Source organism: Bacillus fungorum, from assembly GCF_002746455.1.
Lineage (GTDB): Bacteria > Bacillota > Bacilli > Bacillales > Bacillaceae_G > Bacillus_A > Bacillus_A fungorum.
Window position 1 is genome coordinate 1 of sequence record NZ_NWUW01000014.1, and the last position, 20,146, is coordinate 20,146.

General features: G+C 33.7%; 18 protein-coding genes, 3 pseudogenes and 2 other annotated features. Of the genes and pseudogenes, 8 read left to right on the plus strand and 13 right to left on the minus strand.

What is annotated here, in order from left to right; genetic code table 11:
- Positions 1-144 precede the first annotated feature (144 nt).
- The gene (locus CO726_RS18850) at positions 145-1,344 is read right to left on the minus strand and encodes an ABC transporter permease (RefSeq protein ID WP_099685279.1); all 1,200 of its coding nucleotides are present in this window, start codon (positions 1,342-1,344) and stop codon (positions 145-147) included.
- Entirely contained in the window at positions 1,337-2,047 is a 711-nt protein-coding gene (locus CO726_RS18855; RefSeq protein ID WP_099685280.1) for an ABC transporter ATP-binding protein, read from the minus strand. The genes CO726_RS18850 and CO726_RS18855 overlap by 8 nt, the downstream gene beginning before the upstream one ends.
- 153 nt (positions 2,048-2,200) lie before the next feature.
- Between CO726_RS18855 and CO726_RS18860 the strand changes: the two are divergent.
- A pseudogene (locus tag CO726_RS18860) lies at positions 2,201-2,632 on the plus strand (GNAT family N-acetyltransferase).
- 29 nt (positions 2,633-2,661) lie between these two features.
- Positions 2,662-3,189, plus strand: coding sequence for an HAD-IIIA family hydrolase (locus CO726_RS18865; RefSeq protein ID WP_099685281.1), 528 nt, complete (start codon positions 2,662-2,664; stop codon positions 3,187-3,189).
- A gap of 57 nt (positions 3,190-3,246) precedes the next feature.
- Here CO726_RS18865 and CO726_RS18870 read toward each other — a convergent pair whose 3' ends face one another.
- From CO726_RS18870 to CO726_RS18895, 6 genes and pseudogenes are all read right to left on the minus strand, one after another.
- On the minus strand, positions 3,247-3,687 hold the full coding sequence (locus tag CO726_RS18870) for a GNAT family N-acetyltransferase (protein WP_001223856.1): 441 nt from the start codon (positions 3,685-3,687) through the stop codon (positions 3,247-3,249).
- Positions 3,684-4,157 (minus strand): SAM-dependent methyltransferase, encoded by a 474-nt coding sequence (locus CO726_RS18875; RefSeq protein ID WP_099685282.1) that lies wholly within the window; start codon positions 4,155-4,157, stop codon positions 3,684-3,686. Before CO726_RS18875 ends, CO726_RS18870 begins: the two co-directional genes overlap by 4 nt.
- Positions 4,158-4,244: 87 nt before the next feature.
- Positions 4,245-4,943, minus strand: coding sequence for an aspartate/glutamate racemase family protein (locus CO726_RS18880; RefSeq protein ID WP_099685283.1), 699 nt, complete (start codon positions 4,941-4,943; stop codon positions 4,245-4,247).
- A 149-nt stretch (positions 4,944-5,092) separates the two neighbouring features.
- Positions 5,093-6,295 carry an alcohol dehydrogenase EutG gene (eutG, locus tag CO726_RS18885; protein WP_099685284.1) on the minus strand — a complete coding sequence of 401 codons (1,203 nt, stop codon included), beginning with the start codon at positions 6,293-6,295 and terminating at the stop codon, positions 5,093-5,095.
- A gap of 86 nt (positions 6,296-6,381) precedes the next feature.
- Positions 6,382-7,821, minus strand: coding sequence for a GntP family permease (locus tag CO726_RS18890; RefSeq protein WP_099685285.1), 1,440 nt, complete (start codon positions 7,819-7,821; stop codon positions 6,382-6,384).
- A gap of 206 nt (positions 7,822-8,027) precedes the next feature.
- A pseudogene (locus CO726_RS18895) lies at positions 8,028-8,294 on the minus strand (HAD hydrolase-like protein); the annotation flags it as partial.
- Positions 8,295-8,508: 214 nt separating this feature from the next.
- Between CO726_RS18895 and CO726_RS18900 the strand changes: the two are divergent.
- Positions 8,509-9,306: a lipid II flippase Amj family protein gene (locus tag CO726_RS18900; protein ID WP_099685286.1), complete on the plus strand. Its 798-nt coding sequence runs from the start codon at positions 8,509-8,511 to the stop codon at positions 9,304-9,306.
- A gap of 24 nt (positions 9,307-9,330) precedes the next feature.
- Entirely contained in the window at positions 9,331-9,906 is a 576-nt protein-coding gene (locus tag CO726_RS18905) for a nucleotidyltransferase family protein (RefSeq protein ID WP_099685287.1), read from the plus strand.
- Between the two features lie 36 nt (positions 9,907-9,942).
- Here the strand turns inward: CO726_RS18905 and CO726_RS18910 are convergent, their stop codons facing one another.
- Positions 9,943-10,848 (minus strand): alpha/beta fold hydrolase, encoded by a 906-nt coding sequence (locus tag CO726_RS18910; RefSeq protein WP_099685288.1) that lies wholly within the window; start codon positions 10,846-10,848, stop codon positions 9,943-9,945.
- Positions 10,849-10,893: 45 nt separating this feature from the next.
- On the minus strand, positions 10,894-12,234 hold the full coding sequence (locus CO726_RS18915) for a sodium-dependent transporter (RefSeq protein WP_099685289.1): 1,341 nt from the start codon (positions 12,232-12,234) through the stop codon (positions 10,894-10,896).
- Between the two features lie 116 nt (positions 12,235-12,350).
- Positions 12,351-12,599: a binding site (T-box leader), on the minus strand.
- A gap of 97 nt (positions 12,600-12,696) precedes the next feature.
- Here CO726_RS18915 and CO726_RS33020 point away from each other — a divergent pair.
- A pseudogene (locus CO726_RS33020) lies at positions 12,697-12,820 on the plus strand (peptide ABC transporter permease); the annotation flags it as partial.
- A gap of 77 nt (positions 12,821-12,897) precedes the next feature.
- Here CO726_RS33020 and aspS read toward each other — a convergent pair.
- Positions 12,898-14,196, minus strand: a complete 1,299-nt coding sequence (gene aspS / locus CO726_RS18925; RefSeq protein ID WP_099685290.1) for an aspartate--tRNA(Asn) ligase — start codon at positions 14,194-14,196, stop codon at positions 12,898-12,900.
- A gap of 105 nt (positions 14,197-14,301) precedes the next feature.
- Positions 14,302-14,513: a binding site (T-box leader), on the minus strand.
- 66 nt (positions 14,514-14,579) lie between these two features.
- A complete protein-coding gene (locus CO726_RS18935; protein WP_099685291.1) occupies positions 14,580-15,947 on the minus strand; it encodes a UDP-N-acetylmuramoyl-tripeptide--D-alanyl-D-alanine ligase in 1,368 nt (455 codons plus the stop codon).
- Positions 15,948-16,029: 82 nt separating this feature from the next.
- Between CO726_RS18935 and CO726_RS18940 the strand changes: the two genes are divergently transcribed.
- Complete coding sequence (locus tag CO726_RS18940) at positions 16,030-16,509, plus strand: hypothetical protein (protein WP_016134360.1); 480 nt, start codon at positions 16,030-16,032, stop codon at positions 16,507-16,509.
- Positions 16,510-16,616: 107 nt separating this feature from the next.
- Here the strand turns inward: CO726_RS18940 and CO726_RS18945 are convergent, their stop codons facing one another.
- Positions 16,617-18,128, minus strand: a complete 1,512-nt coding sequence (locus CO726_RS18945) for a M36 family metallopeptidase (RefSeq protein WP_099685292.1) — start codon at positions 18,126-18,128, stop codon at positions 16,617-16,619.
- 327 nt (positions 18,129-18,455) lie between these two features.
- Here CO726_RS18945 and CO726_RS18950 point away from each other — a divergent pair, with 327 nt between their 5' ends.
- Both CO726_RS18950 and CO726_RS18955 read left to right on the plus strand, forming a co-directional pair.
- Positions 18,456-19,040: a TetR/AcrR family transcriptional regulator gene (locus CO726_RS18950; protein ID WP_000045221.1), complete on the plus strand. Its 585-nt coding sequence runs from the start codon at positions 18,456-18,458 to the stop codon at positions 19,038-19,040.
- Between the two features lies 1 nt (position 19,041).
- Complete coding sequence (locus CO726_RS18955) at positions 19,042-20,127, plus strand: DUF418 domain-containing protein (protein WP_001093117.1); 1,086 nt, start codon at positions 19,042-19,044, stop codon at positions 20,125-20,127.
- The last annotated feature ends 19 nt before the right edge of the window (positions 20,128-20,146 follow it).

Here is a 20,146-nt window from a genome sequence, read left to right on the forward strand (position 1 = left end):
TCGATAACTTTCATTTCCGTTCAAATAACGTAGAACGATTTGTATTTTTTCATCAGCTGTAAATTTAGCCATAGAAAAACTGCACCTCCAATTGTTAGACTGTGTCTAACAATTGGGGTGCAGTTCATTTTTTTGGCTCTTTTTCTATGGTAAGAATACTATCCAACCAATCCATACTATAAAAAGAATCCCGGCAATTACAGCTGGTAATAAATAAAAATGAGAAAATATAACTATTCCATACAAAAGTATTACTGGAAACAATAAATAGCGATCTGCCTTCCATCTTAACAATAGTAATTTGCCTTCATCACAATATAAATGAAGAAACATTTTTTTCGTAAATTCATTCCAATAATCGCGCGCATAGCGGGAAATTGCAACTAAAGTAAATACAAGAATAATAGCTGAAATCCATCTCGGACTCATAATAATACTTACAGTGCTTATACATACAATTTGAATATAAAATATTCGTACACTACTTGTACGGAAAAATTCTTTCAAAAAGGATTCAACAATACGAGAATCAGTTTTCTTCCCTAAAAACTTTTTAGAACGCGGAAACATCCACGGCTTTTTATTCGAACTACTCGGTTTAGCTGCATGACCACCAATTTGCATAATGCCACTCGTCCAGCGCATACTTTCTTCTTTCTCTTTTTCAACTTCTTTAAAAAAGGAATTTTTATAATTTAGTTTTTCTTTTATCAATACGATAATTAGAAAAACTGCTAGACCAATACATAATATAGAATAAAAAGGATCTTTATAAATGACAAACAGACTCATACAAAAAAAGGATAGACTTATAGAAAATATTACATTTTTGATAACCCATAGTAACCATCGTTTCCCCACACGTACATGAATAAATCTCGTTAATAACGACAACATAAATCGAAATACAGTAAAGAATAGCCAAAATAATACGACTTGTACCTTCGTCACTCCAATACTTTTCAGCAACACTGGTAACATAGCAACTACTACCACTACATTCGTTATCGCTATCCGAATAAACGTATATGTCATGCCATACTGGATTAACTTTTTCATGTGAGCGGGGTACGAAATTAAAAATAAACTATCCGCTTGTTCAAAAAATGAACGAACTCCTCTTGCATACGTAATCACATAAAATACAAGTAGGCCTAATCCGAAATAAACTGCCTCTCCTATCGATAGTTCTTCCATCCATAGTGAACGATAATAAATTCCCATAAATACAAGTGCCGGAATAATAATATATAGCGCAACCGTCCAATCAGTTATAGAACGTATGGACTTCCATTTCCGCCCTAGTTCATGGCGCAACCTTTTATAAAATTGTTTTTTAATCATGCTGTTCACGCCTTACGATTACATCAAAACAGTCTAACAATGAATTCCCTGGCATTTCTGCTAACGTTTGAATTGCCTCTAAATGGCCATCTGCGACTAATGTACCTTGTGAGATGAGTAAAAATCTTTCGCAAATTCTTTCAGCTGTATCTAATACGTGCGTACAAAGTAAAATTCCTGCCCCGCGTTCTTTTTCTTTATATAAATAACTTAAAAATTCTTTCGTAGCTACTGGATCTAAACCGATAAAAGGTTCGTCAATGATATAAAAATCTGGCTCAGTTAAAAATGCTAATATAAGCATCGATTTTTGTTTCATCCCTTTTGAAAACTTTGATAAATACTCATGTTTATGCTTATCCATTCGAAACATATGTAATAACTCTTCCGCTTTCCTTTCCCAGCCTCCTACTTCGTTCTCTCGAGCAGCCATTAACAATTCAATATGTTCCCAGAGCGTCAAATAATCATAATAAGTTGGATGTTCTGGCACGTATGCATACGGATTTTTCTTTTCACCAAATGATATTTCACCATTCACATTTACGAGTAACCCGAGCATCGTTTTAATCGTCGTACTTTTCCCGGCACCATTTGCGCCAATAAGAGCAACTAATTCACCTTGCTCAATCGAAAAGGCAATATCATGAATTGTTTTTTCACCTATTTCATATCCAGCAGAGCGGATATTTACTTCTAACATACATTCCCCTTCTTTCCATTTCCAATACAAACAAGGAAAAGAATAACATATAACTATCTATATATCATTATAAAATATTTATTTTCCTAGCAGGAAAAAATATTTTTTAACAGAATAATAAATGTTTGATTACATTTTATTGGAGTGGATAATATGTCTTTTCAAATTCGTGAAGCGACGATAGACGATATAGATGCACTTTGCTCTTTGACGAAAGAATTAAAGGGCTCCTCTATTTCCTATGAAGATATGAACAACCGATTGCAATTCGTACAAATGAGTCCTTTTGATTTTTTATATGTTTATGAGGAAGAAGAAACTATATGGGGATTACTTGGGTTTCGTATACGTGAAAATTTAGAAGATGTAACTCGGTATGGAGAAATTTCAATTATTAGCGTTGATTCTACACTACGACGAAAAGGTATTGGACAAATATTAATGGATTATGCAGAGTAATTGGCAAAGAATCATGATTGCATTGGCACATGGCTAGTTAGTGGAACAAAAAGAGTAGAAGCTCATGCTTTTTACAAAAAATTGGGATATGAAGTAAATGGTTACCGATTTGTAAAATATTTTTAAACTACTTTTTAATAGAAAGGATTATAACTATGACAAATATTCAAGCAATTTTCATTGATCGTGACGGTACAATTGGCGGGGACACTACAATACATTATCCAGGATCATTTACATTATTTCCTTTTACAAAAACATCCTTACAAAAACTAAAAGCTAATAATATAAAAATTTTCTCTTTCACAAATCAACCAGGTATTGCGGATGGAATAGCGACTATAGCCGATTTCTCACAAGAATTAGAAGGCTTCGGTTTTGATGATATTTACGTATGTCCTCATAAACATGGTGATGGTTGTGAATGCCGGAAACCAAGTACAGGTATGCTCCTTAAAGCAGCGGAAACACATGGCTTTGATTTAACACAATGTGCTGTAGTTGGTGATCGCTGGACCGATATCGTTGCAGGAGCAAAAGTGAATGCTACAACGATTTTAGTACGAACAGGGGCTGGATACGATGCCTTACATACGTACCGAGACAAGTGGGCACATATTGAACCAAACTACATTGCAGAAAACTTTGAAGATGCGACAAACTGGATTTTAAATCAACTATAATGCAAATTAAAAGAGCCGTTTTCATTGTGAAAACGGCTCTTTTAATCTTAATTTTTTTTAAAACGTCAATTCATAATGGAAATAACGATTATCTCTCAAATAACCATTCTCAGCGTATAATCGCTGTGCTGATAAATTATCGATCTCTGTTTGTAATTTTACACCTTTTGCACCATTTTCTAAGGCAAATTCTTTCGCAGCTTCTAATAATTTTTTTCCTGTTCCTGCTCCGCGCTTAGCAGCTTGTACAAATAAATCATTTAAAATCCATAATTCTTTCATCGAAATAGACGAAAATGATGGATATAATTGTGTGAATCCAATATATTCACCGTCTTCAACTGCTACAAAAATAACAGATTCTTTTCTCTCCATTCGATTTCGTAAAAATACTTTTGCTCCTTCTATGTCAGAATCTTGTCTATAAAACATACGATAGTTATTAAAAACTGATGCTAGTCCATCTAAATCTGCAATTGTTGCTTCATATATTCTCATTTTACTCCGTTCCCCTTCCAATACTGTCTCATTATATCCGTTGCCCATTTAGGCTGTAGAATTTCTTCTTTCGGCATAAACTCTTTCATTATTGGCTTTATATCCAATATAGGGGTGCCATCAATAGCATCTAACCCCTCAACAATAATTGATTTACCTTCTCTTTTAATTACCTTTACAATTGTTGTTCCTATGCGATTCGGACGATTTTTCCCACGCTGTGCAAAAATGCCTACTTTAGGATAATCATGATTATTTCTAGGATGTCTAGCAACATATTGAATTTGTTCATCAGTTACTTTATGAAAATAAAAAACTACTTCAATATGAGAAAAATCTTCAATGCCTTGTATACTTTCTTCTGTATACATTTCAGTTAAAGTAATATAAGATCTTACTTCTCCCCACTCATCATCTTTTATTTCTGTTCTTTCATTATGTACAAATGCGATTGGTTGAACTGAAAACATACGCATTCCCCCTTAAATGTAAACACTTACATTATAAAGTATTTTCTGAATGTTTTCCACACATACGAACTAGGTTACATAATATAATTATACTCTATTTCGTACAGCGAAATTAACTGCTTCAACTGCATGTATATGAGTTGTGTCGAATATCGGAATGGATACGTCTTCCTGCTTTATTAATAATCCTATTTCTGTGCAACCTAATATGATTCCTTGTGCCCCTTCTTGTACTAGCTCTTCTATAACTCTTTTATAATATACTCTAGATTGAGATGTTATCTTTCCTAAACACAATTCCGTATATATTACTTCGTTTATCTTATCTCTATCCTTTTCTGATGGTACCATGACTTCTATATGATTCTCTTCAATACGTGACTTATAGAAATCTTGCTCCATTGTATATTTTGTTCCAAGTAAACCAACAGTTTGAATACCTTTTCTTTTAATTTCTTTCGCAGTTGCATCAGCGATATGTAAAACTGGAATATGAATATTCTTCTTTATTTCCTCAACTACTTTATGCATTGTATTTGTACAAATAATTATAAAATCTGCTCCTCCCCTCTGTAACGAATATGCTGCTTTCCCTAATACTTCTCCTGCTCCATTCCAATCTCCGTTAGTCTGGAATCGTTCAATCTCTTCAAAGTCCACACTATTAATCATACATTTTGCTGAATGTAACCCTCCTAACCTCTCTTTTATTTCTTCATTTATAACTCGGTAATATTCAGTAGTTGATTCCCAGCTCATACCACCAATTAAACCTATTGTTTTCATTGAAAACCGCACCTACCTCACACTATTTTTTAAGCGAATTACAACATTTTATTATGTATATTATATATAATAAAACAAGACTTTACGTTTATAAATATAAAGTCTTGTTTTAACTATTTCCAAGGAAATTTAATAAGAATATTCTGAAATTATTTTTCTAATGTTTTTATTGAATCTTCATATTGATAATGAAAACATTCTCGATACAACTGTTTAATTTCATCATATGATGGCACACGTGGATTATTTGCTGGACTTCCACTTTCAATTGCATCTGATGCCATTTTAGAAATAGCTTTTTCAAATTCAACTTCACCAATTCCATATTCTTTTAAATTTGGAATACGAATATCAAAACAAAGTTTTTTTATTTCCCTCAGCGTGTAGTCGGCTACTTCTTCATCACAATATGAATACAAATCTTTATTTAAACAACGTCCAATTTCCGCTAGTCTTTTTACTGCACTACCTTTTGTATATTCTAAAACAGTAGGTAATAGTATTGCATTTGATATACCATGTGGTACATGAAATAATGCCCCTACTGGCCTTGACATTCCATGAACTAACGTAACAGATGCATTTGAAAATGCGATTCCAGCTTGCAAAGACGCGATCATCATCGCTTCTCTTGCCTCCATATTCTCTCCATCTTCATATGCAATACGCAAATATTTCATAATACTTTCAATAGCGGAAAGAGCTAGTACATCTGTAAGTGATTGTGAAGCTTTAGAAATATACGCCTCGACGGCATGACATAATGCATCTATCCCTGTTGCTGCTGTAATATGAGGTGGTACCGAACGTGTTAAAATCGGGTCAATAATCGCTACTTGTGGGGTAAAACTCGGATGCTTCATCATCATTTTTACATCTGTTCGTTTATTCGTAATTACTGCTACACTTGTTACTTCTGATCCAGTGCCAGAAGTTGTTGGAATTGCAATAAGTGGTAGCGGATCATTGTCTATTTCTAAATCCTTTTGAACATAATCTTCCACTTCTCCACCATTTGTATATAACACCGCAACTGCTTTTGCTGCATCAATACAACTTCCACCACCAATACCGATAATAAAATCACACTTTTCTTCTTTACAAATAGTTAACGCCTCTAACACGTGTATATTTGTAGGCTCAGCATTTACTTTATTATATGTAATAACAGTAATACCTTTCGTATTTAGTTGTTGTGTACACCTCTCAATATATCCTAAATTCTCCATAATTGTATCAGTTACTATAAATGCTCTTTTTCCAAACTTCTTGGATTGTTCCCCCAGCTTTTCAAGCGAATTCCTTCCATATAATACAGACTTCGGCATACGAAACTCAGCAACTTCTTGCAAGTACTCCACCCCTTCTCACCCTAATTAATGTTTTCGTCTATAAAATATTTGTTTCATAAATCTCTATAATTCATATAGTACCTATTTTAATAAATTCCTGTTAAGGTATAGAATGCGATAACTAAAAATACAGCAAACGTTTTCAAAACTGTAATCGCAAATATATCTTTATATGACTGTTTATGTGTTAATCCAGTTACTGTAAGAATAGTAATAATAGCCCCATTATGCGGTAATGTATCCATACCGCCTGATGCCATTGATACGATACGGTGCATTACTTCTAATGGAATATCAAATTGATGAGCCGCTGCAATAAACTTATCTCCCATTGCACTTAAAACGATTCCCATTCCTCCTGATGCAGAGCCTGTAATACCGGCTAAAATATTCGTCGTGACTGCTCCATTCACTAGAGGGTTTGTGAATGTGGCAGAGATGCCATCTCTCATAATTGCAAAGCCTGGAAGTGCTGCGATGACACCACCGAATCCAAACTCAGCCCCTGTATTCATCGTTGCAAGTAATGCTCCACCAATACTTGTATTTAATCCTGCTTGAAATCCTGTTACCACTCGTTTCCAATATAATAATAGCGTTGTTACTATACCTATAATAAGTGCCAATTCTACCGACCAGATTCCAACTACTGCACTTAATTCTACTTTTCCAAATGCCTTCATACCAATTGCAGAAAAATCAAAACCGTTCGGATACCACTTCGGTATCATAATAGTAAAAGCTTTATTCATTACACCTACTAAAATAAGTGGTATAAAAGCAATCACTTGCTGTGCTCTTGTAATTTCAACACTTTTAAGTAACGGCATATCTTTTTGTTCTACTTGCAAAGATGCTGCCATTTCAGTATTCCCATCGTTAAAACCAAAATATCCCTCACCTGCTGCTTTTGCCTTCTTTCGTCTACTCTCTAAATATAGTAACCCTAATGTAAGAACAAAAATTGCGCCTACAATCCCAAGTACCGGTGCAGCATAAATGTCCGTTTTAAAAAAGGTTGTAGGTATTACATTTTGAATTTGTGGTGATCCAGGTAACGCATCCATTGTAAACGTGACTGCTCCAAGAACAATCGTTCCAGGGATTAAACGCTTTGGAATATTCGCTTGTCGAAACAACTTAGCTGCGAACGGATATACAGCAAACACTACTACATACACACTAACACCGCTATACGTTAAGATAGCACCCATTAATACAATCGCTAATATCGTACGTTTTTCACCGACTAACTCTATAATTGTCTTTGCAATTGAGTCCGCAATTCCTGACATTTCTACTACTTTCCCAAATATTGCTCCAAGTAAAAATACAGGGAAATATAGTTTAATAAAACCTACCATTTTCTCCATAAAGATATTCGAAAAGAAAGGTAATACAAAACTAGGCTCTGTCAAAAATACCGCAAATAATGCAAATATCGGTGCAAATAAAATAACAGAAAATCCTCTATATGCTACAAACATAAGTAAACTAAGTGCTAATAATATAATAACTAGCTCCAATTATACCCCTCCTTTAAACTGAAAATTCAAACTATTATTGATAAACTTCTATTAATCTTTTGATTCTGACATCCCTCCTCTTATTCATACAAATTTTTCATACTAAAAATGTCTAATTATAAGTATTCGATTACATATGAAAAATCCCTTTAAACAAAAAACGATTTCATCGCCATACTTTATAAAGGGATTTTTAGTCTCTATATTTACTTCTTAATCAAACTATTTTCTAAACAAAAATGATGTAGTTCTTTTACATCATTTACTATATGAGTCGCATCAACTTCAGTCAATTCTGTTTCACTACCATAACCATATAAAACTCCGATTGATGCAATTTCATTATGATTCGCACCGATTATATCGTGCTTTCTATCTCCAATCATAACAATTTCTTCTTTATTAAGCTCTTCATTTGTTTGTAAAATATGAGCAATAATCTCTTCTTTTTTTATTCTTGTTCCATCTAAATCAAATAGAAATGTTGTATACATGTTTCATTCCCCCACCCATTTTACTTTATAAGTAACCTATAACATATTTTCCCACTTCCCCTTCTATTATACTATCATTATCTTTTTTTCTGAAAAATTACTTTTCCTATGTCACATACTTTCAGTTACAAAAAACGATACATATGATAAAGTAAAAAAGTTACAATTATTTTAATAGAAACCGGTGAAACAAATGTCTATTACATTAATCTTTATTATGGCCTTTACAATTATTATTCACGCAGTCGAAACAAGTTCTTATAGTATTCGATTAGCAGGGGTTCGTTTGAAAAAGATTGCCGTTGCTTTATCTGTCGTAGGAATGGTATTACTCATTTCAAGAACATCAAACTTACTACAAGCCTTTTTAATCGGTGGTATTGTCGATGAAGCAAAACTAGATTCTACTATTAATTTAGAGTATATTATACGACTTGTACTATTATCGGCTTCTATCGGTACATTACTTGCGATTATACTGTATCCAACTTTGACAAAACTATTTGGATACGTCATTCAAAACTTTGAAACAGACGGCTCTTTCATTCGAATGATGAAAACGAATAACATTCAAAAATTAAAGTACACAAAAAAATATGTACGCTTTCCAAGATTTGAAATGATTCATAGATTGCGTATCGGTGGTATCCCAAAGCGTATTATGCTTATTAACATGTTTGCTACTGCTATTTATACAGCAGGGGTACTTTCTGCCCTATACGCTTCTTTTCTAAATCCAGACTATGCAACAAACGCAAGTACAGCTTCTGGTCTTGTAAATGGTTTTGCTACAATTTTATTAACCGTACTACTCGATCCACGCATCGCTCTTTTAACAGAACGTGCTTTACAATCAGAGAATGGTGCTGAATCTATGAGTAAAATGTACGGTTGGCTAATGATTTCTAGACTTTTCGGTACATTATTAGCACAACTACTATTTGTACCAGGGGCTTACTGGATTTTATGGATTATTGAACTAATGCATTAATTTACTAGAAAGGTGAGTTTATCAATGAAGATACAAACAGAGCAAGATATAATTTTCCTAATAGAAAACGACGAATGGATGATGAATGTATTACAAATGGTGAAATCATTAGAACTACCTGATTGGTGGATTTGTGCCGGATTTGTTCGTTCTAAAATTTGGGATAATTTACATAACTACGAAATAAGAACAACTACACCAGACGTTGATGTCATTTATTTTGATCCTTTTCGTAAAGATGAGGTATACGAACAATCATTAGAAAAGAAACTGATAAATTTGGATGCCTCTATACCTTGGTCAGTAAAGAATCAAGCTCGTATGCATGTAGTGAATAATATGCCTCCCTATTCCTCTTCTATCGATGCTATTTCTAAATTTCCTGAAACAGCAACGGCTTTAGGGGTTACATTAAACGAAAAAAACAATGTTATATTAACAGCGCCTTGCGGTATTGAAGATGTTCTTTCATTACAAGTGAGACCAACAGCTCATTTTCTCGAATCAAAAGGACGCATACATATGTACAAAAACAGAGTTATTAAAAAGAATTGGCAAAGTAAATGGCCTAACATAACAATCACATATCCAGAAATATAGAAAGGGTGCTTCTCATTTATAGAAGCACCCTTTTCTTCATTTCAAAAAATGCATGACTGTTTCTGCAAATCTATCTGCTTCCTCATAATGAGGTGAATGACCGCTCTCTTCAAATGTGATATATTTTCCGTTTCGAGCATCTTTATTAAATGTTTCAATTTGTTTTTCACACGTTACTACATCATGTTTTCCTACAATTAATAACATTGGATTTTGTACATCTTTTATTTTAGATAATAATGATGTATGACATGCTCCCTCTAATTTTAATCTATCAAAGTGAATTTTGGAGCGATTTGAAAATACTTCCCACTCTTCATCACTATATAAACTTTCGTCTGTTTCATCTTCCTTATAATTGTAAATCTCCATTCTTTTTTCTTCTAATTCAGCGCTTAATATTATATAAGCTTCTAACAACTCTTCTGAACTAGCATTACTAGATAAATAAGCGAGACATTCTTCTAGCGCTAATTCTTTTCCATACTTTTTTAATAAATCCCCTGTCTTTTCTAACAAAGCCCTACTTGTTAATGCAAAATCGAAAGTTGGTCCTTCAAATATTATTTTCTCTATTGAACTTGGATATTTTGATGCATATAACAATGCTAAATATCCACCGAAAGAATGTCCAATTACAGACCACTTCTCAATTTGTAATACTTTTTTTAGTTCCTCACAGTCTTCAATCAAATCCTTTAATCCAAAAGCTTCGTCTTCAGTAATTTCTTCTGAGCGACAAACACCTCTTTGATCTATCATAATTACATATAAAGAATCTTTTAAACGTTCCGCTTGATGAAATGAAAAGTCATAGCAACTTTCTCCTGGTCCACCATGCAAATATAGGACTGGTTTATTTTTAGGATTTCCATGCGTTTCAACATATAGCTTTTTCCCTCTAATATTCATGTATTCCCCTGTTTCTATCCAATTCGCCATAAAAATCAGCACCTTCTTTTTTACTGAACATTATAACATTTATTGTTAAATAATCCCTATTACATTTAAAAAGACGATGATTATTGCAAGTGGCGCTACAAATCGAAGTAAAAATGCCCAACATGTAAATACTTTCTTTCCATAATTTCCACCTACAAAAAATTCTGCTTCTAGCACCTTCTTTTCCATTTTGAATGAAACGAAAATACTAATAAATAGTGCTCCAAGTGGCATTAATATATTACTAGATAAGAAGTCTACAGCATCAAAAATATTTTTTCCAAAAATCGAAATATCACTCCATACTCCAAATGATAACGCGGATGGTATACCTACTAAGAAAATGCAGAAACCGATCATCCATGATAATTTTGTTCTTCTTTCTTGTTCCCCATTTGCTAATGCTGAAACAACTGTCTCTAGTAGAGAAAATGCCGATGTTAATGTCGCAAATGTAAATAGTGCAAGGAATACTGTTAAGAAAAACCCACCAAATGGAATTTGACTAAATACTGATGGTAATACAATAAATAGTAATCCGGGCCCTTCTGTTGGCTCCATTCCTAATGAAAATACGGCCGGAAAAATAGCAAGACCTGCAAATAAAGAAACGAATAAATTCAGTCCAACAATTGTTATTGCTGATTTTGGTAAACTTTCTTTTTTATTCAAATAGGAACTATACGTGACCATAATCGAAATACCGATACTAATCGCAAAGAATGATTGTCCCATTGCGAACAAAATACTTTCTGAAGTAATCTTTGAGAAATCTGGTTGTAAGAAAAATTTCACACCTTTCATTGCATTATCCAGTGTTAGTGAGCGAACAATAAGAGCCACAAATAAAACGAACAACGCTGGCAACATATATTTACTTGCTTTTTCAATTCCGTTTTGTACACCTTTTGATACAACCCAAATCGTAATGAACATAAAAGCGAAATGTCCCATAATCGCCCAAGTGGGATTTCCAATTGTTTCAGTAAATAATGAACCGTAATTTTGTCCTGGAGTAATAAGTTGTCCCGTTACTCCTCTGAATAAATAAATGAATACCCATCCACCTACAACACTATAAAACGAAAGTAATATAAAACACGTTCCAACGCCAAGGCGTCCAATCCAATGCCACCCTGTATTTGGTGCAATACTTTTAAATGCTCCAACTGCTTGTTTCTGCGTACTGCGTCCAATCATAAATTCAGCTATAAGTAGTGGTAGTCCAATTAATACAGTAAATAATATAAAGATTAAAAAGAATGCTCCTCCCCCGCTCTTTCCAGCGATATAAGGAAACTTCCATATTGCGCCAAGTCCAATTGCCGATCCTGCTGCAGCCATTATAAAACCTAATTTCGAAGTCCATTGCTCCGTCTGTTTCATCTTATTTTCCTCCTAATAAAATCGTTTTATATAAATGAATAAATTTTATAAACCAATCCAAATAAACCCTCCATTTCTTTTTCTATAAAATAAAAAAATGGCCCAACGTCTCTATATAAAGAGACGCTAAGCCATTTACTTAACGCGGTACCACCCTTATTGATTCCATTATGAATCCACCTTAGTAGTAATCGTTTGATTACAAACCTAATATCGAAGGTTAACCGTTAAGATTTACTAAGAATGTGATTCCGTTCCACCTTACTGCTCCTAGGCGAGTTCAGGATGTCATTTGACTATGTCACACCAACCCATAGCTCTCTGTACAAATATACGACCTTACTACTCCTATTCAACACATTTTAATATTTAGAATATATTTTCTTTTGAAATTAATATGAAGTATATCGGTTATATTTGTAACTGTCAAGGGATATATTATTTTTTGTCGAAAAGGATTATTTCGGCCCTGTTTTATTTTTTTACTATCGTTATTTTAGCTGTATATATGATATTACCTGGAATGCAAAATGCATTGGTTCATATTGCTAACTCACTTTTACTAAGTTCATTAGCAAAAGAAAGAATCACTATTTCCCATTTTCAAACCAACTATAAAAGAGCATTAAAAAAGAATCTTCGCGATTATCGCGAAGATTCTTTTTACGGTATAAGCCGAGTACAATCTCTCGGAAAAGCACTCGCCTCTCGTACGTTTGTTAATTCTAAAAGTTTATATACAACCCTTTCTAACCCAATTCCAAAACCGCCATGCGGGGGACAACCGTATCGGAATGTATTTAAATAAGATTGAAATTTATCTAGATGTAATCCTTTTTCTTTAAAAGAAGCAAGTAACATTTCATAATTATGAATTCGCTGTGCTCCTGATGTTATTTCTAATCCTTTATATAGTAAGTCGAACGAATCAGTAATAGCTGAATTCTCGTTATTCGGCATCGTATACATCGGTCTCGCTTCTTTCGGATAATGTGTAATAAAAACAAATTCACTATTATGTGTTTCCTTCACATATTTCCCTAGTAACTTTTCACCTTCTGTATCTAAATCCCCAATCGGTGATTCTTTCCGATACTTATTTTTCAAAATTTCTTGCGCTTCTAACAATGTAATTTTAGGTATTTCTGTAATAACAGGCACTTCTATTTGTAATAGTTGTAGTTCTTTTTCACAGTTTTTTGCTACTTGTTGAAACATATATCGTAAAACATCCGTTTCTAATTGCATCACTTCATGAAAATCATGAATAAAGCCAATTTCTACGTCTAAAGATATATATTCATTTAAATGACGGGAAGAATTGTGATGTTCCGCTCTGTAAACAGGTGCAATTTCAAAAACACGTTCTAATCCTCCCGCTACCATCATTTGCTTATAAAACTGTGGTGATTGTGCTAAATAAGCTTCTTTTTGGAAGTATGGCAACTTAAAAACATTCGCTCCTCCTTCTGCCCCTTGCGAAACAATTTTCGGAGTAAATATACGTGTGAAATCGTTCTCTATAAGAAATTCACTAAAGCTCTGAACGAGTGTAGATTTCACTTTAAATATCGCCGTGGTTCTCTCATGTCTTAATGATAATACCCGCTCATTAAGTATTTGATCTAGGCCAACTTGTAACTTCTTTTTATTTATTTCAAATGGAAGTTGTTCTGCGCCATTTAATATTTTCACTTCGTGAGCAAGCACTTCAACCCCTAATTCTGTTTTCGAAGTCTCTACTATTTGACCTATGACTTGAACGACACTTTCCACATCCACTTTATATCCAGCTAACTCATTTTCTAATACACATTGAATAACTCCCGATCGATCCCTTATTAATAAAAAACTAACATTACCTAGATGACGAATCTTTTTTACCCATCCTTGAAGTAATACAACCTTTCCACTTTGCTTCGTACATTCTTTTGTGAGTGAACGCTTCATTATTTGATCCATTACATTTCCCTCCAATAATTTTATATTTATTTACGTTATTGTTGTCATCGTCATCATCCACGGTCACTCACCTCCTTTCAAAGAATACAAAAATCCGCCCCTATAAATAGGGACGGATTTTCCCGCGGTACCACCCAAATTGTCATAATGACCATCTTAGTCCTGATAACGGTAGGTACCGTTTGCTTTTACTAATTATCACGTTCAAAGCAACACTCACAGGTGTCTTTCCATCATGCGGTATCGCAATCTTCTCAGCAACCGATTGCTCTCTGTAGACCTTTGCATCATGTACTTTTCCTGATCATCACTTTTTATATTTACAGAGTATTCTATCTCTTCACTCTATAAAATGCAAGCACTTTTAAATATATTTTGATTTTTCACATCCAGTTTTGTACAATCTCCTCTAAAGCCATTCCACGTGAACCTTTCAATAAAACAACATCCTTTTTCGTTATAACTTTCAATACTTCCTCTGCTATCTTGGCTTTATTATCAAATGACTGTACTTTTCCTGTATGATAGTTCTTTCTTGCTTCTTCCGCTACAATTTCAGCTAACTCTCCATAAGTAAATACATATTGAATGCTCTCTTCATTTAACATTTTACCAATTTCTCCATGATATGTTTCAGCTTTCTTCCCTAACTCCAACATATCCCCAATCACTATAATTTTTTTCTTATAGGCATTTAATTTCACTAACGTCTCAATTGCAGCCTTCATGGAAGAAGGACTAGCATTCCATGCATCGTTAATAATGGTGAAACCTGTTTTAGCAGTTAGAAACTGAAAACGCATATTAGTAATATTTATTTGCTGCATCGATTCTTGTATTTTTTCCGTAGAGACATTATAAAATCGTCCTACAGCTATTCCAATGATCGCATTTAAAATATTATGCTTTCCATGTAAAGGAACATCATACTGCACTTTTGTTGAACCATTTAATTTAAAGTGAACACCATATTCATCTAATTGTACATTATTGGGATACAAATCGTTTGTGTCTTTTTCACCAAACGATTTACATTTTATATCTAGCATATTATTATTTCGGGAAAGCAATGGCTCATCACCATTATATAAAAACAGTCCATCGTCTTTTAATCCTTCTACAATTTCCAATTTAGCCTTAGCAATCTCTTCTCCAGATCCAAGCGTTTCTAAATGAGACTGTCCAATCATTGTAATGATCGCTACATCTGGCTGTGCTATTCGTGATAGATTTCGAATTTGTCCTTTTTCACTCATTCCCATTTCAAGTATTAAAAACTCTGTATCTTGTTTCATTTCTAAAATCGTTAGTGGTAAACCAATTTGACTGTTTAAATTACCCTTCGTTTTATGCACTCTATAAGTTGAACTTAAAACGCCTCCTATTATATCTTTCACTGTTGTCTTTCCATTACTACCTGTAATACCGATTACTTTTACATTTATCTCTCTTCGATAAAATTGTGCCAATTGTTGCAAAGCAAACAAAGTGTCATCTACAAATATAATTGGAATCCCTTTTGGCGGAGTACCGTAAGACTTTTTCCATAAGGAAGCGATAGCTCCATTATCCATTGCCTCTTTCACATACTCATGCCCATCTTTCACCCTAATGATTGGAACGAATAAATTTCCTTCTTTAATGTTTTTGGAATCTATACAGACACCATGTATTTCTATATGATAAAACGATTCTTTTAGTCCTTCTCCATTTACTACTTCTTCAAGTTTTTTCAAATTCATTTGAATCAAAGTATCACCTTATTTCCATTTAATTACATATTATCAATTTTAATTACGCATATTAATAAAAATTTTACAGCGAGGTGTTTATATGAAAAAAGCGATTAGTTTCTTTCTTCTTTTGTTATGCCTAATTGTAGTAAATGAAACGTACGCCTATTCACCAAAATCTTTACCAATCTCCCAAAACTCTGATCAATGGCAAGTGAATATTGATGAACCCAAAAAAATAAGCAAAAATATGCTTCAAGCTAAAAAAGATGAATTTCAAACCTATCAATTTTCAGTAAAAAATGTTGGAAACAGTGAAGTATATAACGTACAAGTCGAAGTCTTTCGTAATGAACCAAATACGAAAACAAAACACGAACTCTTTTCACGAAAAGAAAGTCGTCTCGCAAGCGGGAAAACCGGATTTAAACATGCTAATTTCCCTGTTTCTACAAAAGCAAATGAGGTTGATGTAATCATTACTTGGCAAGAACACCCTTTCCGCTCCATGAGAAACGGTCAAAAAGTTGAGTCTAGAAAATTTAAAGAGCATTTTGTTTTTAAAGACGAGAAAAAATAAATGGATGCGGATAAATTCACATTATCATCCATATAGCTTATTTTACTAGTACCAGTACTTAAGCAAATGTAAAAAGTCGTGGTTTATAAACGCCACGACTTTTTATATTAATTCGTACTAATTCCTCTTGCTGCCCAAATACGATCGATATCAGCAGCATGTTGTCCGCCATATAAAAGAGCATCCGCTTGCTTAATCGCTTTTGCTCCATCACTGAATTTAGAGTTTGGTGTTAATGACCAGTGTGATTGTAAAATAATTTTCGTTGCTACATCACGTCCAAAAGCTTGTGCCATCTCATATTGACCTTGTGCCCAAATTTCCCCATCATCATGTACCTCATTTGTAACATCTTTCGGATACACTTTATTCGTATCTAATCGGCGCAAGCACGTCGGATCTGAACTAGAATAAGCAGCCGCATCCCATTCTCCAACACATGCTTTTCCGTAGCCTGTTGTCGATACTGCATCTTCATACGTAGCACCTAAGAAGTCACCAAATCCTTCTCCCATCGCTCCGCCTTCTGCTGAACTACCAAAGCCAGGAACTTGGTTATCTTGAATTGAATGTCCGTATTCATGTGCGATAATACCAGCATCTTCTGCATCATCTACTCCGCCAGTACCAAAAGTTAAAGCTTTCGTTGTCGGAGAATAAAATGAGTTATCCGCCGTCGTTCCATTCACATTCACTTTAATAGAGCGATTATTAATATTTTTAAAACCTAACCCTTGAATGTAACACTGTAATGTATCGATATGATAATACGACATAACATCTTCAAAGCTATCATTTGCACGTGTATAGTTAAATTGTAAATTTGTAGATTTTGTTTTTGCTTTTGAAGAAATTGTTACATACTCTCCAATTAAAAATCCTGTCCCATCTAAACCTTTTAACGTAACAGTCTTCAATTGATTCGTTAACGCTGTTGAATCCGCATCGTTATTATCTTTTAAGCCTACTTTACTACCACTAGATACGACTGGGTTAGGTAAAAATACTTTTCCTGTCCCTTCAGCTTTTCGGTTTATATCAACCTTTTTAATTAACTTCCCATTTTCTGCATCAATAAATGTTTCCCATGCACCAAACGGGTTATTAGAATGGACTACAACTTTATATACTGGAAGAGCAATTCCCTCTTCAACAATATATCCGAATTCTTTCTCTGTAGGAGCCCATAAGTTTTGCTCACTTGCTTCTCCAACATACGCCATTGATTTTTGTATTGCATCTTTTTCACTAATTTTTGTCGTTACTTCCTTCACACCTTTGACGGATTGATAATCAGAAACAGCAAGTACGCCCTTTCCCTCTCCGTTAAGTGTAACTGTAATTTGTTTTGAAAATACAGGCGCACCATTAACAACTTGTTGGAATCTAACATATGAAGCTACTGACGTTTCTGTTGTAGAAATATATTGCAAGTCTGAAAGGTCTGTTTTCAATCCATACTGTGCAGCATTTTCTTTTAAATATTCAGTTGCTTTTTTCTGCGGCGAATAAGCTTCTAGCTTTACTTGCTGTTGTTTTTCCAACGCCGAAACCGTAGAAATCATCCCCATTACTAATGGCACAGTCATTGCCATTGCCACCATTTTTTTATTAAACATAGAACCACTCCCCCTAATAAAGTAGCTCAACCTTATCCCATTACCACTAGGCAATCATTCCCCACAACATGGGGGGATAAAAATTGAATCTACGAGTAATTCTCTATAAACAATTCTATTACCTTTCCATTTAGGATCAGTGAAATTTTCTCAATATTTATGCGTAAAGTGAAAACAATACTTTAGAAAGAAATTTCTAAAGTCATTCCTTATCCCTGAAACTTTTCATATTACTGTTTAAAAAAATAGACTTTTTACCTAACGGTAGGTTGAAAAAATTATTAATGAATGATACGATTTAAATAACCTTTTTTAGGAGGATCTATTATGAGTAAAAGTGAAGAAACACTCTCTTCAATAATGGAAGCAAGTTATCGCCTTTTTGCTACGTACGGTATTGCTAAAACAACTTATACGATGATTGGTGAGAAGGTTGGTATCGCAAAACCATCTATATATTACTACTTTAAGTCTAAAGATGCCTTGATTGAATGTATTTTTACTGAATTATGTAAAGCTATGCAGTTCTCTTCGTATTTTCATACAGAAGAATTTACGAAAACAAATTTTATTGAAAAATGTATTGCAATTGGCCTTAAAATAATTGATGAACAGCGAAACGACCCTTATTTTAATCTTGTGTTACAAGAATATGTTTTACTATCTTCAAGAAACAATATGTACAAAGATCGATTACTAACTGTGCAAACAGAATATTTACATGGATTTGAGGTACTCCTTACAAAAGCAAATAAACTTCAATTAATTGAAAATAAAAATCTAGTTTCAAAAGCTCATATGTTAGCATTAGTGCTTGATAATATCGGGAATTTTATGATGATTGATGCAAAGATAGATTATAAACAAATTTGGATTGAAGCTGTAAATAGCATTTTTGAAAGAAGGGATTGAAGTGAATACAAAAAAGCGCATTATCGGCTTAGATTTCGCTAGAGCTTTGGCGATGTTTGGTATGCTACTTGTTAATTTCATGGTGATAACAGGTGCAGAAGGAAATGGTCCCCCTTTTTTAATAACCCTCATGTCACTATTTGAAGGTAGAGCTTCTGCTTTGTTTGTTATACTTGCAGGCATCGGTATCACTTTAATGACTAGGTCAGCCGTTGCTAGCAATGAAAAAATAAAAATTTCTAATAGCCGAAAGACCATATGGAAACGATCACTATTCTTATTTATTTTAGGATTACTACTATATGGACTAGAGTGGACTGGGGATATAATACACTACTACGGTGTTTACCTTTTCGTCGCTGCATTACTCATTACAGTACGCAAAAAACTATTACTTTTTCTTTCTATCATTATTTTATTAATCGCACAAGCTCTTCAGCTTACTTTCAATACTTTCGAAGGTTGGGGAGGACCTACTCCATTCATAAACTATGTAGACTTCTGGACAATACAAGGTTTTCTTCGCAATTTATTCTTTAATGGCTATCACCCTATTTTCCCTTGGTTCTCGTTCTTCTTAATCGGTATGATAATTGGCAGGTTAGATCTTCATAATAAGAAAATTAGAGAAAGATTACTCTTACTGGGTATTACAATTACAATATTGTCAGAACTTTTATCAAAAGGGCTTACTCACTTTTTTATTCCATATATCGGCAAAGAGGCTGCCACATTTTTATTTAATACAGGACCCATCTTACCAAATGTATTATATATTTTATCTGCTACAGGATCCGCTATTGCTATATTAATCATTTGCCTCAACATCGCTGAAAAATATAGAAATAATTGGTTTGTCACTTCCATTGTACAAACAGGACAATTAACATTAACTCATTATGTCAGCCATGTATTTATCGGTATTGGGACGTTAATTCTATTAAATAAAATGGAACAACAATCACTACTATTCGTTTTATTATTTGCTAGTGGATTTTTCATTTTTAGCATTTTAATTAGTGTGTTATGGGGAAAGAAATTTTCTAGAGGACCTATCGAATGGATTATGAGGAAATTAGCCGGATAAATTTCCATCATACAAAAAG